Source organism: Haladaptatus sp. T7 (genome assembly GCF_026008575.1).
GTDB classification, from domain to species: Archaea; Halobacteriota; Halobacteria; order Halobacteriales; family Haladaptataceae; genus Haladaptatus; species Haladaptatus paucihalophilus.
On sequence record NZ_BROP01000004.1, the window covers coordinates 205,681 to 221,127 of the forward strand.

At 56.6% G+C, this 15,447-nt stretch carries 11 protein-coding genes; 8 read left to right on the plus strand and 3 right to left on the minus strand.

From position 1 onward, the window contains the following. Nucleotides 1–170: 170 nt before the first annotated feature. The 8 genes from OPC11_RS12790 (at nt 171) to OPC11_RS12825 (ending at nt 11,649) form a co-directional block, all read left to right on the plus strand. Nucleotides 171–944, plus strand: a complete 774-nt coding sequence (locus tag OPC11_RS12790; RefSeq protein ID WP_264782138.1) for an alpha/beta hydrolase — start codon at nt 171–173, stop codon at nt 942–944. Between the two features lie 467 nt (nt 945–1,411). Next, nucleotides 1,412–1,732 (plus strand): hypothetical protein, encoded by a 321-nt coding sequence (locus OPC11_RS12795; protein WP_139025546.1) that lies wholly within the window; start codon nt 1,412–1,414, stop codon nt 1,730–1,732. A gap of 840 nt (nt 1,733–2,572) precedes the next feature. Beyond that, a complete protein-coding gene (locus OPC11_RS12800) occupies nt 2,573–4,276 on the plus strand; it encodes an L-lactate permease (RefSeq protein WP_264782139.1) in 1,704 nt (567 codons plus the stop codon). Nucleotides 4,277–4,439: 163 nt separating this feature from the next. Further along, nucleotides 4,440–5,102 (plus strand): AIM24 family protein, encoded by a 663-nt coding sequence (locus OPC11_RS12805; RefSeq protein WP_264782140.1) that lies wholly within the window; start codon nt 4,440–4,442, stop codon nt 5,100–5,102. Between the two features lie 426 nt (nt 5,103–5,528). Next, nucleotides 5,529–6,764 carry an O-antigen ligase family protein gene (locus tag OPC11_RS12810; protein WP_264782141.1) on the plus strand — a complete coding sequence of 412 codons (1,236 nt, stop codon included), beginning with the start codon at nt 5,529–5,531 and terminating at the stop codon, nt 6,762–6,764. Between the two features lie 457 nt (nt 6,765–7,221). Next, nucleotides 7,222–8,046, plus strand: a complete 825-nt coding sequence (locus tag OPC11_RS12815) for an undecaprenyl-diphosphate phosphatase (protein ID WP_007983301.1) — start codon at nt 7,222–7,224, stop codon at nt 8,044–8,046. Between the two features lie 904 nt (nt 8,047–8,950). Further along, entirely contained in the window at nt 8,951–10,243 is a 1,293-nt protein-coding gene (locus tag OPC11_RS12820; RefSeq protein WP_007983304.1) for a sugar transferase, read from the plus strand. Between the two features lie 338 nt (nt 10,244–10,581). Further along, entirely contained in the window at nt 10,582–11,649 is a 1,068-nt protein-coding gene (locus OPC11_RS12825; RefSeq protein WP_007983308.1) for a glycosyltransferase family 2 protein, read from the plus strand. A 60-nt stretch (nt 11,650–11,709) separates the two neighbouring features. On the opposite strand, the gene OPC11_RS12830 is transcribed toward OPC11_RS12825, so the two are convergent. The 3 genes from OPC11_RS12830 to OPC11_RS12840 all read right to left on the minus strand — a co-directional run bounded on the left by OPC11_RS12830 (nt 11,710) and on the right by OPC11_RS12840 (nt 15,376). Next, nucleotides 11,710–12,513 (minus strand): hypothetical protein, encoded by an 804-nt coding sequence (locus tag OPC11_RS12830; protein ID WP_264782142.1) that lies wholly within the window; start codon nt 12,511–12,513, stop codon nt 11,710–11,712. Nucleotides 12,514–12,722: 209 nt separating this feature from the next. Beyond that, on the minus strand, nt 12,723–13,850 hold the full coding sequence (locus tag OPC11_RS12835) for a glycosyltransferase family 4 protein (RefSeq protein ID WP_264782143.1): 1,128 nt from the start codon (nt 13,848–13,850) through the stop codon (nt 12,723–12,725). 77 nt (nt 13,851–13,927) lie between these two features. Further along, nucleotides 13,928–15,376: an oligosaccharide flippase family protein gene (locus tag OPC11_RS12840; RefSeq protein ID WP_264782144.1), complete on the minus strand. Its 1,449-nt coding sequence runs from the start codon at nt 15,374–15,376 to the stop codon at nt 13,928–13,930. Nucleotides 15,377–15,447: the final 71 nt, after the last annotated feature.

A 15,447-nucleotide genomic window follows, 5' to 3' on the forward strand; every position in this document is an offset into this window, starting at 1 on the left:
CGAAGGCCACGCTCGACATCTACGGGCCATATCGAGCGGAAGCAACCATCCTCGACGAGACTGACCGTTTCACGCCGATACGGAATTCGATTCGTGAACTTCGACGTATCGGTCGTCGGTTCCTGAAGCCGAATACTTACTCCCCTCGCTCACGTTCATTCTATGGTACAATGGTCGAGAGCGGACTGCGACGGTTGACCAACCGCCGATGGAAGGTGGGAGTCGGTATCCTTCTGGCCGTCATCCTCATCGTCGTCGGTGGTGTCGCGGTGTACTTCTCGCTTCCACATCACGGGACATCGGCCTCGGTGCAGTCGGCAGCAAACGACCCACACGTCTCGATTTCGAAAACGGATGGTGTGACGGTTCTTTCTCCCACGAACGGGACATCGACCGTCGGACTCGTTTTCTATCCCGGCGCGCGCGTTGCACCGGATGCCTATTATGCCTCTCTCGCACCGCTGGTGCGACGTGCCAACGTGACGGTCTTCGTCCCGAAAATGCCGTTCAACGTCGCCCTCCTCGATGTGGGCGCTGCGGGGGAAGTCAGGTCTCGGTATCCCGGGATTCGGACGTGGTTCGTCGGCGGACATTCGCTCGGGGGCGTTGCCGCTTGTCGATATGCGAGCTCACACGACGTCCGAGGACTGGTGCAGTTCGCGTCGTATTGCGATACCAACGTGAGCGAACGTCCGATAGACGTACTGAGCGTCACCGGCAGCAGGGATACCGTTTTGGACCGGGAGGCCTACCGTGAGAGTAGAAATCTCCTCCCGCAGAACGCGACGCTCCGCGAAATCGCCGGAATGAACCACACCGAATTCGGTTCGTATCGCGGTCAGCGAGGGGACTCACGAGCGACCATCTCGTACGACGTCGCCCATCGACGGCTAGCGGATATCCTCGTTCCGTGGCTGAGCAAATCGGGTACTGCGACTGCGTAGCCCGGCTGTCAACCAGTTCGGTGCTCTGTTCGTCTCGTCCCGCGCCCGTGCTTTGAACCATCGTTACCGGATGAAATGTCACTTATCTCAGTCCATTCTCAAGATAGTCGAGACTATCGGCCAGGAGTCCGCCGCGGCCCGTGCATTCGCTTTCGGGCTTCCCCCGTTGGCATCGTTCGTCGGGACACCGGTGTAGTCGGCGTAGGGCACTCCAAAGATGATACACCCGGGACGAAATCCTCTATCAAATCACGGCGGACGAATCCGACACTGACGACTCGACGGACGGGTCGGAGGATAGGGACGAGGAAACGGAGGACGACCGCTGTAATTGATGTCTTTGGGACCGTGAGGTCGGCGTCCCCCGAAACCGTCACCACGTTCACCCTCGTTCACAATATTTCAATTGATACTTTCTTGGTAGTATGTGCCACATACTTATTATTGTACAGACGAAGCGTGTAGTCATGTCCAACGCTGCTTCAATCAACGCTGAATCGACGGTGGACGATTCCATAGATAAACAGATGTTCGTCCACGAATATCGGTTCGAATACGATATGAACGGTGAGACGCCACTTACCGAGTGTCTCATCGACATCATCGCATTCGTCACCGATGATTCTCGAGACGAAGCAAAATCGCTCGTTCATCAGCGTTGCCGTCACGATATTGAGGACCACTTTTCGATGCTCAATCGACGCCAAAAGTGGAAATCCTCCTTCTGGGTCGGTAGTCTGAACGTTACCATCAGTCGGGATGGAGAAATAGTCGTCCGAGAATTGTGATCGACTTTCCCTTTCACTTGGGTCGGCTTGGAAGCGTCCCCGACGTTCCGTCTACCATCGCAGTAACTGTCGATTCTGTCCCCAATCTAGCAGAGCGAGCTTCGGTGTGATTTCGAGGGGTCGATCGAAAATGACGAACTCATAGACTTCTCATCGAGTTCGAATCGTCCAGTAATGCTATGAGCGGACAGTGCAACGCTTATTCCCGATGATGGGGACAGGGCCTCCCCGGAAACGGGACGACGCACTGACACGGCCGGTTCGAGTCTTCGTCAGTGCGTCCGCAGATGGGCTGCCCGATAGCGTTCGTTGATGGGTTATCGTAAGACATATTCCATCTGTACCGGCAGCATCGATAAATACATTTTCGAATTTCATTGAAATATGTCTGACGAATGAGCAACGATAGATGATGAGGGATATCGGTCGTCGAAGAATCTTCGCCTTTAGTCCTGGTTTGGCATACGAGACCGGAGGATTCCGTTGCGACCGTGCAATGGCTCGGTTTTTGAGCTACATCGCCACCACGGACGAAACGTCGTTCGGCGGCCGATTGTCCCCGGTATCGGCTTCGACGGACACCTCCGGAATCGTCCTCACGGCATCCGACTCGTCCCCGATATATTATATTAATATTATTAGAAAATTCGTTAATTATATATTCTACACTGTGTACCGTAGGTCCATGACAGGTGGTACCGACCAACGGAGAGTAGCGATGACACGGCAGCGACGATACCGTCCGAGTTCGGACGCCGTATCGATAAACAGACCGGCGGAAAGGAGCGCCCAGGAACGACGACCCCAGTTAACGAAGACGAAGCTAAGTGGTGAGTCGCGATGGTGAGTGCCCTCAAAATAGTTCTCGCAGTCCTGCCGCTGGCGGTCATCGCCTACCTCATGATCGGCCGGTACTGGCCAGCGACTCGGGCGATGCCGATAGCATGGTTATCCGCCGTCGTCGTCGGAGTCACGAGTTGGCAGATGACGCCGTCGTGGGTCGCGGCCGCGACCATCAACGGCTTCATCACCGCGACGAACATCCTCTGGATCGTTTTCGGTGCGATTCTCCTGTTGTACACCCTGAAACAGACCGGCGCTTTCGACACTATCAACGCCGGGTTCACCTCCATCAGCGAGGACCGACGCGTTCAGGTGGTCCTGCTCGTCTTCCTGATGGGGTCGTTCATCGAGGCCGCCGCTGGTTTCGGAACGCCGGCGGCCGTCGTCGGTCCGCTCTTGGTCGGGCTCGGGTTTCCACCGCTCGCGGCGGTCGTGGTCGCGCTCACCGGAAACCTGATGGCCATCACCTTCGGCGCGGTGGGGACGCCGCTCATCATCGGGTTGCAGGACACGTTCTCGACGGCGAACGTGGCGACGCCCGCGGGAACGACGGTACCTGGTTGGGTCGCCCAAATCGGCGTGTGGGCCGCGTCGTTCCACGTTATCGTCGGTATGCTACTGCCGTTTATCGGCGTCGCCATGATGACGCGGTTTTTCGGCGAAGAACGTTCCATCAAACCCGCGCTCGAAGTGCTTCCACTCACCCTGTTCGCGTGGTTCACCTTCGCGGTTCCGTACTGGTTGACCGCGTACTTCCTCGGACCGACGTTCCCCGGCCTCATCGGCGCGATGAGCGGCATGGTGTTCACCGTCGGTGCGCTGAAAGCCGGGTTCTTCCACCCCGACGAAGAGTGGGATTTCGCACCGCAGGAACTCTGGCCGGAACACTGGGTCGGCGACATCGAACCCGGTGAGACGTCCCCGAGCGAGACTCCAGTCGCCGCCGACGGTGGCGTCGTGACGAAACAGATGCCCCTTTGGAAAGCGTGGACGCCGTACGCGCTGCTGGCGGCGCTGCTCGTTCTCACCCGCGTTTGGACTCCCCTCACGGACTTCCTGACGAGTACGCTCGTCCTCAAGTGGACAAACATCCTCGGTACTGGCCTCGATAACGACTTCGCACTGCTCTACCTCCCGGGGGCGGTCTTCGTATTCGTTCACCTGCTCACCATTCCGCTACACGGCATGAACGGACGCCAGATAAAGGATTCGTGGGTCGAAACGGCCGAGAACGTCACCCCCGCGGTCATCGCGTTGCTGTTCGCGGTGGCGACGGTTCAGATCATGATTCAATCCGGCAAAGCGGCGGATATCGACAGCATGCTGGTCATCCTGTCGGACGCGACGGCGAACGTCGCGGGCGGCGTCTACCCGTTCTTCGCGTCGCTCGTAGGCGCGTTCGGCGCGTTCCTCGCGGGTTCGAACACGGTGAGCGACATTCTGTTCGGGACGTTCCAGTACAACGTCGCCGAGAACCTCGCCGTCTCGCGTACCATCCTCGTCGGTGCACAGGCCGTCGGCGGTGCGATAGGGAACCTCATCGCGATTCACAACGTGGTCGCCGCGCTCGCGGTGGTCGGCCTCGTCGGACAGGAAGGACGGGTCATCCGACTCGAACTCCTTCCGTTGACGTACTATGCGGGCATGACGGGAATCCTGACGATGCTGTTCGTCTACGTGATTTTCCCGGGCGTCTTCTGAAGCCGCCGAACTTTTTTCGCTTCGCATCGCCGGATAGGTGTGAGGAAACGACGATGGTTCGAGTGACTTCGTTCCACATAGTGAATTCGTTTCACAACGTGGTCAAATTTCGGACGGTAACTACAAACGAATGTGATTAGATACTTCGTTTGGGTATCAATCGATGAATCTCGACGAATTTGTAACCTCCCACGCACCGAACGAGACGCAAAACACGTTCGAACTGGAAAGTTCGAAGCTGCTCGATGTTTCGGTGGACGGTAGCGTCATGGCACGAGCGGGGTCGATGGTCGGCTACACCGGCGAAATTTCGTTCGAACAGAAGTCCGCCGGTGGACTGAAAGGAATGCTGAAACAGAAAGCCACCGGCGAGGGAGCGGTGATGATGAAGGCGACGGGAACCGGCCATCTCTATCTGGCCGACCAAGGCAAAGAGGTCCAACTGCTCGAACTGGACGCCGACGACGAGATCAGCGTCAACGGAAACGACGTGCTGGCGTTCGAGGACAGCGTCAGTTGGGACATCAAGATGATGAGCAGCATCGCCGGAGCGACCTCCGGCGGTCTGTTCAACGTCTATCTCTCGGGTCCGGGCTATATCGCGATTACCACGCACGGCAAACCGCTCGTCGTCCCGACGCCGGTCAGTACCGACCCCAGTGCGACGGTCGCGTGGAGTAGCAACGTCTCTCCGAGTTCGAAGCGGGATTTGAACCTCAAGAGCTTCATCGGCCGCTCCTCTGGGGAGTCGTACCAACTTCAGTTCGCCAACGAAGGCGGATTCGTCATCATCCAACCGTACGAGGAAGTACACCCCGAACAGTGACGGCCTCGTTCGGTCATTAGCTACGGTCGCTCCCTGATCACGATATCTCGTTTTCCGCTCTCTTGTTCGGTTGATGCGCGGGACCTTCGGACACTCCGGCTCGATACACAGAACAAAAAACACGCTCAAATCCATAAATACAATATACTTTATTAAAAAGGAAAAATAAATATCCTTTTTATGCTATGGTACTAAACCTATTTTAGCTAACGCGGAATGGCTCCCATGAATTTACAAGACAATCAGAACGCTTCTACTCGTTCGTTTTTGAACCCGTTTACGAGTGAGTTCCGTCCGTTCGCCCTCGTTCAGCTCATCCTGATTCCACTTCTTTTCACCGGGGTTCTTTACAGAGCGCAGAATTCCCCAGAATGGTTTGGTTCGTTTCATCTCGACCTTCTCTTTCTCTATGTTACACCCCTTTTGTTGCTCGCGCACACGTACTATCGGACCGATAGTGGACTGTGGATACACGTCGCACAGGCGTCTCTGTTGATACTTCTGACCTTCATCCTCCTCCGGCAGCACAACCTGTACATCCCGGGCGACGGACGCACCCTCCACGTCGTGCTGGTCTTCCTTCTGTACGCAGTCTATCCGTTCATCGGGTACGATATCGTAGCGTTCCTCCGAAGTCGAGCGGTATACGTGGCCGCGTACGTCCTCATGCTCGGGGTGTTCTTTTTCCACGTCAACTCGATGGCCGCCGGTTCGACGAAAGCGTCGTTCGTCGTCTATATGGCGTTGCTCTTCGGGGTAAACGTCTTCTTCATTCCGAGGTACGTCTCGCGGAACGTCTTCTTCTGGGGTTTGTCACTCGTCGCTGGGTTTTTCGTCGTGATAGGGCTCCCCGTCTACGTTATCGGGTCGTACGACCTCTGGTGGTTCCAGCCCCAACTCTTCGAGGCCACAGCCACCATTCCGCTGCTCGGGACGGAGTTCCACTACCTGCAATCCGTGCTCGACAATCCGAATATCCTCGCCGTCCTCACCTTCTCCGGAGCGTTTGCAGCGCTCGTGCTTGCCGTCGAAAACGTCTTCCAACGGCGGTTCCTCCTGGTGTCGCTTGCATCCGTGCTGTTCTTCCTCAACGGACTCGCAACGTACCTGACGCATGCTCGTGCATCCTGGTTGGCACTCGCGTTGGCCACCGTCGTGTACGCCGGGTACGTTCTGTTCGGTCGGCGGAGCGTTCCGTTCACGGTCGTTCCGCTCGCGTTAGCATCCGCGGTCTTACTTCTCACAATCCTCTTCGCGGTCGGACCGATAGATGCACACGGGCGAGCACCGCTTTGGATGGCCGGACTTCGTGCCATCAAAAACGCACCCTCCGCCCTCGGCTACGGTGTTGTCAACACGCACGCCGTTATCGAACCGTTCGTCACCGACCCCCACTTCCGCGGGTATTCGCCCCACAATTCGTACGTCCAAATCTTCTTGCAAGTCGGCATCGTCGGTGGGTTAGCGTATCTCGTAATCGTCCTCGGTAGTATCGTCGAGGGAATCGTTCGATGGGACTCGGTTGACGTGCCGATGCTCGGGTTCGCCCTCGCGTTCGCGGTTCACCAAACGTTTGCGGTGTACACGATGTTCAACAACGCCGTCGCCTCGATACTCGCGATGCTGGTCTTCGGGTACCTCATCTGCGGATACGAACGGTAGAATCGACTCGTTTCTTCCCGCGTCCGTGTTTCGTGGTGCCGACCTCAAATCAGTTTGATGATCGCCGCCCACATGAAGAGAGAGATAACGCTCGCAAGTAAAAACGCGATCCAAAAGTCCGAGAAGTCGGGGAAGTCCGGGATAGTCGAGCCAGCGATGGCCATTTCTACTTCACGTTGGACCTCACGGAGTAATTAGTGTTGGGTTCAGATGGACAGTCATTAAATAGACATACGTCTCTTCGACCACTCCCTCTGGGTCGTTCAGTGGAGTTTTCCGATGGTGGGGGATTTTCACGGTTGAGTATATTACAATGATTGTCATATACTCCGAGTTCTTGTTCGTCGAATCCCTATCTCAAGAACAGCAAATAGGGAACCATACTTGTACGAAAATTAAATCAACTAATCAAACCGGAAACCGAATCGCCTTTCTTCTTCGCCCGAGACACCCATCCATGGTCGACGAGTCCGTTCTGATCGCGTTCGTCGCGGGTATCCTCCAAGGCATTTTCGAGTGGCTCCCGATTTCGAGCGAGGGGAATCTCACCCTGTTCCTCCGCGCGATGGGAAGTCAACCGAAAGCGGCACTCCGCTTTTCTCTGTTCCTCCACGCCGGAACCGCAATCGCCGCAACCGTCTACTATCGTGGAGAACTCGAAAACGTCCTCGGTTCGCTTCGGGGGTGGCGTCCCGATTCGGCGTTCGAGAATAGACAAGCCGAACTGTCGTTCCTCGTCGTAGCCACGCTCGCGTCGGGTATCGTCGGAATCCTCGCGTTGAAAACCCTCGATGCGGTCGTCTCCGAACTGGCAGGTGGCGGGTTCGTCGCACTCATCGGTGTGCTCCTGATCGGGACGGGAGTGTTGCTCCGCTTTGCCGACCGGTTCGAACTGGGTACCCGGGAAACCCCCACGTTGACCGACGCGATTCTCGTCGGTGGAATGCAGGGTTTGGCTATCCTTCCGGGTATTTCGCGCTCGGGGACGACCGCAGGGACCCTCCTCTTTCGTGGATACGACGGCGCTGACGCGTTTCGCCTGTCGTTTCTGCTTAGCATTCCCGCGGCCGCGGGTGCAGGTGCGTTGGTCGTCTACGAAACCGGTGGCCTCCCCACTGTCTCCCCCACGGTTGCACTCATTGCACTTGCAACCAGTGCTATCGTCGGCTATGTCACGATCGACGCGTTGTTGCGGGTCGTCGAACGGGTTTCCTTCTGGGCGGTCTGTGTCGGAATCGGGACGCTAGCGATCGCTGGGGGCGTCTTCCTCCTCGTCGTGTAATCTCCTCCGCGTCGAAATCGAACGCTTATGCGGTCCGTTTTTCTCGGCATTCAAAAGCCGATGAACGCGTAGCCGATTCCGAACGTCCCCAAAAGGATACCGGTCGCAATCATGGCCTCGTCTTTCGTCATTTTCTCATCTTCGAGTTATAGTTCCTCAACAATACATTCTTTTATACGAAGTTTGATGAGTTTTAAAGCAAGGATGGGGATTTTGCCAACTTGTGAGTGTTCGGCAACCACTGTCGGGCCACCGGCGTATCGAGTCACCGCTGCCGGTAGGTTACCTCTAGAATCTACGACTGCATTCTTTAGAGGAGGACCAGCAGTGTCTGACCGATTCCGAGCCAGACGGCGGCCGAGAGGAGTACTGCAACGAGGTATCCCTTCCAGAACGATGTCATCTGTTCGCCACCAAGGGCACTTTTCGTTCGCTCGATCCAACGGTGCCGTCCGTCGAAGGTGTCCTATCGGCCCGGAAGATTCTCCCATCCATACTATTTCCTCAACTCCACACGGTATTGTAATGAGGCCTCTACCGTCCGTAAAGATACCATTTCACTTCTTCAGCGTCTCTTTACTCCTGGTCCGAACTATAATCTGCAGAAACGGAATGTCCCATTCCACGACCGATTTGACAATTTAATTTTGTATTTTACTCACTATATTGAATTTATTTAGTATTTAATCTGCTTATTTTGGTCAATGTTGGACGTAGCATTTATGATATTGCATATCTCTTTAATCAAATAGTGCTCTCCACATTCCGCTATCGCTTCGCTAGCGTTACTGGAACCATTTCACTCGTGGTACTTTCGGTCCTCATCGCGAACGAACGCGCGGTCCAATCGTTCGTTACCACGAGTTTTCCGGTACTCGATCAGCTTCATTCGACGGTACTCCCGATGCCGAAGATCGGAATTGCGGGCCTCATCACCGCCTTCGTCGTTACGGCGAGCCTCATTCCCATGTTCAAACCACGTCCTCGACGGGTATTGGACACGATTTCGGTCACGGAAAAACGACTGTTCATCGCCGTTTTAGGGCTCGCCACGCTCGGCTACGCGGACTACTCGTACCGTCTCCCTCGCTCGACGCTCATCATCATCACTGCACTGCTTGGGGTCGGTCTCCCCGCGCTATTCGTTTCGATTCGCCGACGTCCGACCGATACCAACGCGCCTGCAATCGTCGTCGGTGACGATGTTCGCTACGTCGCCGACGTTCTCAAAGCTATCAACACGCCCGTGTTGGGATACGTCTCGCCGCCGAGCGGAAACGAGATTCACGAGCGCGAATTGGAACGAGTCGTCACGGACGGTGGGACCGAACAACCGCTCCCGGGCGTCGAACGTCTCGGCGGCCTTTCGCGCTTGGAAAACGTCATCATCGAAAACAGCGTCGATACGGCCATCTTGGCCTTCTCGACCACGGATCGGGCGGAGTTCTTCGGTGCACTCGATACGTGTCACAAGCACGGGGTGACGGCGAAGGCTCCCAGTCGGCACATCGATAGTGTTCTCACGAAGACGGAAGCGACGGAGGACGACGAACTCGTCGAAGTCGCCCTCGAACCGTGGGACTGGCAGGATTACGTGTTCAAACGGGCGTTCGACGTGTTGTTCGCCGCGGCCAGCCTCCTCGCATTTGCCCCCCTCCTCGGCGTCATCGCACTGACGATCAAACTCGACAGCCCCGGTCCCATCTTCTACAGTCAGGCTCGGACCGCGGAGTTCGGCGGCACGTTCCAAGTGTACAAGTTTCGGAGCATGGTCACCGACGCGGAAGCGGAAACAGGGGCCAAAGTCAGCGAGGAGGACAAGGGCGAGGTCGACCCTCGGGTCACGCGCGTCGGTCGAATCCTCAGGCGGACCCATCTGGACGAAATCCCGCAGCTTTGGTCCATTCTCATCGGGGATATGAGCGTCGTCGGACCCCGCCCGGAGCGACCGGAGCTGGATTCCGACATCGAGACCGGCGTCGTCGAGTGGCGAAAGCGGTGGTTCATCAAGCCCGGCCTGACCGGACTCGCACAAATCAGCGACGCCACCGGACACGAACCGGCCAAAAAACTGCGGTACGACGTCGAGTACATCCGCCGACAGTCGTTCTGGTTCGACGTCCAAATCGTGACCCGCCAACTCTGGCAAGTGGTCCGGGACGTCGGTCATCTCGTCCGCGGAGAAGAAGAGCAGTAAGCGAGCGACCCCCGTCGGACCGCGCTAATTTTGTACACGATGCGTGCGGCGTTTCCCGACCGTTCGAAACCGCACGTGTGTCCGGCCGTTCTTCTTCGACGACCTCTCGTCGTGTTTCGAGCGTTCAACGACGCGAACCGATTTCTCCGAGAATCGGTTCCTCGTGTGTTTCTTCAGTAACGTCCTGCCACGTTCGGCAACAATCGTTTTTTATTCCTTCCGTACACACGAATCCGTAGAGACAAATGGAACTACTATCAATTGGGGCGCTAGTTGTATTCTGGGCGAGCTCGCTCGGAATTCTACAGACGTATCTCTTCTATCCCGCGTTACTTCGTGTGTTCACGAGCGACCGTCCACCCGTACAGTCCCCATCGGAATGGCCTTCCACGACGCTCGTCATCGCGGCGTACAACGAGGAGGACGTCATCGAGGAGAAGATAGAAAACAGCCTCGAACTGGACTATCCCGACGACAAGTTCGATATCGTCGTCTTCTCGGATGCGTCCTCGGACAGGACCGACGAGCTCGTGAAAGGGTACGCTGACGAGGGCGTCGAACTGATGCGAATCGAGGGGCGCGTCGGGAAGACGGAATGCCAAAACCAAGTCACGTCGAGGCTCGATTCGGACTTCATCGTCTATTCGGACGCGAACAGCATGTACGAACCAGACGCAATCAAACGGTTGATTGCCAGGTTCTCCGACGGCGTGGGATGTGTCGTTGGCGAACTCCGCTACTCGGACGACAGCGACGTCGAAGGCGAGTCGCTGTACTGGCGCTACGAGCAAGCCATCAAAAAGCTCGAAGCCCGGTTCCATTCCCTCGTGACCGGAAACGGTTCCATCTACGCCGTTCGACGCTCCTCGTACGTCCCCCTTTCACCGGGTGGCATCAGCGATTTCGCCGAACCGCTCGCCGTCGTCAGCAACGGTGAAAGAATCGACTACGCCGACGACGCAGTCGCGTGGGAGCGAACCGGCGAATCGGTCGAATCCGAGATGTCCCGACGGATTCGAATCGTGACCCGCTGTTGGAACACGGTCACGGAGTTCACGGAACTCCTCAACCCGCTTCGATACCCCAAATTCGCCTTCCAGTTCATCTCGCACAAGATACTCCGCTGGTTGTCCCCGCTCCTGCTCGGAACCGCGTTCCTCGCGAACGCCGTCCTTCTGCTCCTCGACGCCAACCCGATTTACACGCTCTCGTTCGTCGTACAGGTTCTCTTTTACTTCTCTGCCGTCTTGGGATGGGTCTCGGAGCGATACGACGTGGCGATACCCGGACCGGTACACGTCACCTACTATTTCATCGTCTCCAACGTCGGGATGGTCCTCGGACTGTGGAAGTTCCTGAAAGGGCAGAACATCGTCACGTGGGAAACCGCGGACAGAACGGGATGATCGCGTTTCGACCTCGTTAGTTCCCTTCTTTCCCGTTCGTCTTTGTCTCCGGCCGTCCTTTTACTTGTAACCGAGCGCCTGTAGCCGGTCTTCGACCATATCCTCGTCGAGCGAGGACTGGTCTTCTTCCTCCGGCGGGTCCGATTTGATGTCCCGTCTGGTTTCGCCCTCGACGACGAACCACGGCACTTTCACGAGTTCGGGAGCGCGGAGGCCGCGTGGATGTCCGTACGCCCGCACAGGAATCGGGGATAGTCTGTCTCCGAGCAGGTTCCCGTGGTCCGCGCTGACGACGGTCTTCCCCGGAATCTCATCGATGATTCGCTGGACGTGTGGGAACACCAGTCTGAGGTTCTCCTCGTAGGCCTCTTTTACCTCGGCGGGCGTGTCCTCGGAGATGTCGTACTGGAGTTCGTTCCAGATGGACCGGTCGCTTCGGAGGTTCGAGTCGTCGGTCGGTGCGAATCCTCGGTGGTTCATACTCCGTCCTTTCTCACCAATGAACGGGTAATGGGGCTGCATGAAGTGGACGATGAGACGCTTGTTTGGATACCGCTCGAAGGCGTCCATCGCCGCATCGACGACCGTCTCTGGGACGACTGTTTGAAGCTCATCGTCCCACTCCGTGAGGAGGTTGATGACGGAGTGAAACACGCCGTCCTCCAACTCCGTCACGTAGGGGTTTGCGGTCACGTACACCGTATCGTGGAGCTCCTCGCCGGAAAAATTCCCTTGGATGAACTCCGAACTCTGACTCCCTCTCGACCGTCGAAACTCCAGTTTTCCGTCCAGAACGTTGTTTTCCTCGAAGGTATCGTATCGCGTTCCGTCGAGTATGACCAGCGTATCCCAATCTTCGTCCATGACATCGACACCGATATCGCCTCCCGCTTTTTGATGGACCTTCTTGTTGACCGCTATCCCGATTTTTCTGCATTCGCCCACGGACATTCGCGGATTTTGGAGGAGCTTTTTCACGTTAGACGTGTTATATCGGCCGAAATCTACCATTAAATAGGAGTTGGGAATACAGGAATATAGATGTGGGGGACTAGGATTATTCGTAACTGTTGTTAATGAGTTAATTCATCGTACAGCTCCACGAGATTGGCTTTCTCCTCTTCCCAACAGTACTCGTCGACGACTCTTTGGCGTCCCGCGTCTCCCATCTCGCTTCGTTTCTCTTCGTCCCGCAGGAGCTCTGTGACTGCATCCACGTCCGACTCTCGAAGGGATTCGGAGACGAAGATGCTGTAGTCTGAATCCAAATAGCGCTCGGTCGATCCGCTTTTCGTCGCGACGACCGGCAGTTCGGCGTACATATACTCGAACATCTTCGTGGGGACGTTTCGCTCGAATCGCGCCGTATCGACCAGCACGAGGCCGAGGTCCGACTGGTAGAGGTAGGCGAACATGTCCTCGTAATCGACGTAGCCGAGGAGTTCGACGGCGGATTCGAGGTCGTGACGCCGGATGTACGATTTGGCTTTCCGCTCCACGTCGTCGTTCTGGAACGGACCGATGAGTCGGAGGGTGACGTCGATATCGCGCTGGCGAAGCTTATGCGTCAGTTTCAACATCCGCTGGAGGCCGCGTTCGCTGTCGAGGCCACCGACGTACGAGAGGGTGTATTCCGAATCGTTCTCTCCGTCCACCTCCCCGAATTCGATGTTTTCGAGGCGTGGGAAGTTCCGAACCGTGACGACCGAATCGTGGCCGCGGTTCACGAACTGGTTCGCGGTCGGCAGGTCCGCGGTCACGATGCTGTCCATCGCTCGCGCCAACTGCGATTGAACCTGTGGAAATCCGCGAGCGAGAACGGGCTTTATCTCGTCCGGTATCCACTCCCGTACCCGAATCGCATCGGCGTAATCCTCGTGAACGTCGTAGACGACCTTCGAATCCGTTCGAAGGCTCAGCAGGATTCCGACCGTGAGAAGTTCCGGGTCGTGGAAGTGATAGACGTCCGCGTCGGCCTCTATCGCCATCTGATATATCTTCACGAGATGGGACCATCGCTCGACTCGGGAATCCACGGTACCGAGTGTGGTTATCCGTATTCCGTCCTTCGTAGTGTCTTCGTCGTGGTGGCAGAGCAATTCCACCTCGTACCCGGCATCGACGAGCGTCCGAGCCTGTTTATGAAAAATGCGGGTGTCGAAGGGCGTATGAACCGTTGTGAGGATACAGACGGAGGTCACACCTCAATACGGTTCCGTGCGGACGATATATCTTTTGTCTTCAAATACGCTCGAAACTATACTAAATTCAGATTATACTAATCTATCGCCTCGACGAGCACCTTGTCGTTCTCGAAGCCGAGCAGATACACGACGACGCCGAAGACGCCGAGTGCGACCGCGCCGATAAGGACGGTTCCGAGGAAACTACCGATTCCCATCAGACGGCCGCCGACCAACACGATGGTGCTCACGAGGATGGCGATTACCCCTTTCCAAAACCGTCGGGAGTACGGCTGAATTCCGAGGAGATACCGAACCTCGACGAGGCGAAGGACGTTGAGCGTCGCGATGGAGCTACTCGTCGCGGCGGCCGCGCCGACGATACCGAACTGGCGGATGAGCAGGAAGTTCAGGCCGATGTTCATCGCACAGACGGCCACGGAATTGATCATCTGGAGCTTTTCGTACCCGGACATGATGAGCAGGTAGCCGGACGGTCCGACCATCGCCGCCGTCGTCTGCCCGAACGCCAGGATGACCAAGGCGAGACGGGCCGATTCCGTCGACGTTCCGAATATTTGGAGTACCGGCCCGGCATACGTCGCGAGGAATATCAACCCTAACACGGTGAAAAAGGAGACCCACTTGGTGACGACCGTATACACCATTTCCAGCCGATCTTTCTCGCCGTTGTGATAGAGGTCGGCGGCGAGCGACGGGAATATCGAACTCGCGGCCTGCAGGACCACGAGTAGCAACATCGACGTTTGATACGCCGCTTGATACCACCCGACTCTCGCGGGTGAAACGAAGAAACCCAACATCAGGATGTCCGTCCACGAGACGAGATACTGCGTGACGAGCGCGACGGTGAGCGGCATGGAGACGAGGAATATCTCCGTGAATTCGAACTGGGGACGAACGTCGAGGGAGATGACGCCGCGTCGCAAGAGGAAGAAGACCGCGAGCAAGACGCCGACCCCTAACGAGACCACGTAGCCCAGAATAGTTAGCCGGAGGTCGTTGAGGACGAACGCACCGACCGCCACGAGGAGAAACGCGACGCTCGATTGGCCGATGTCGCGTGTGTAAACGAAATATTTCGTCTCCTTGAGTCCCTTGGTCGCGTTGCTCGCGACCATCATCGTCGAGAACAACGGTATCCCGACGATGAACAACTGTATCGCGGACCCGAACCGGTTGCCCGTGAAGGCGCTGATGGCCGCCCGGTTGAAATATAGTAGCAGCGAGAGACCCGACCCGATGACGAGGGGCGTTACCAACCCGAGGAGTGCGGTTCCGCTCACCTTCGACGTCTCCTCGTCGTTTCGATATATCGGAATGAACTTCTGTACCGCCGTGTCCAGTCCGAGGCGGGCGGGAATGCTTCCGGCCTTCATGACGACCATTCCGAACGCGAACAGTCCCAACGCGTCAGTTCCCAAGCCCTGTGCGATGACGACGTTTATCGCGTATCGAAGACCTCGACCGACAATCCCGCCGACGAAGGCGATGGAGGCGAATTTAGCGATATTGTTCTTCATGTATCGACCAACGATTCCGTGATGTTAGTGCTTCAATCAAGTTTCCTAAACTCCATCGATAGTTATCTCGT

Coding starts and splice junctions, on each gene's coding strand:
- OPC11_RS12790 (WP_264782138.1), top strand. CDS start 171: ATGGTCGAGAGCGGACTGCGACGGTTGACCAACCGCCGATGGAAGGTG.
- OPC11_RS12795 (WP_139025546.1), top strand. CDS start 1,412: ATGTCCAACGCTGCTTCAATCAACGCTGAATCGACGGTGGACGATTCC.
- OPC11_RS12800 (WP_264782139.1), top strand. CDS start 2,573: ATGGTGAGTGCCCTCAAAATAGTTCTCGCAGTCCTGCCGCTGGCGGTC.
- OPC11_RS12805 (WP_264782140.1), top strand. CDS start 4,440: ATGAATCTCGACGAATTTGTAACCTCCCACGCACCGAACGAGACGCAA.
- OPC11_RS12815 (WP_007983301.1), top strand. CDS start 7,222: ATGGTCGACGAGTCCGTTCTGATCGCGTTCGTCGCGGGTATCCTCCAA.
- OPC11_RS12820 (WP_007983304.1), top strand. CDS start 8,951: ATGCCGAAGATCGGAATTGCGGGCCTCATCACCGCCTTCGTCGTTACG.
- OPC11_RS12830 (WP_264782142.1), bottom strand. CDS start 12,513: ATGGACGAAGATTGGGATACGCTGGTCATACTCGACGGAACGCGATAC.
- OPC11_RS12840 (WP_264782144.1), bottom strand. CDS start 15,376: ATGAAGAACAATATCGCTAAATTCGCCTCCATCGCCTTCGTCGGCGGG.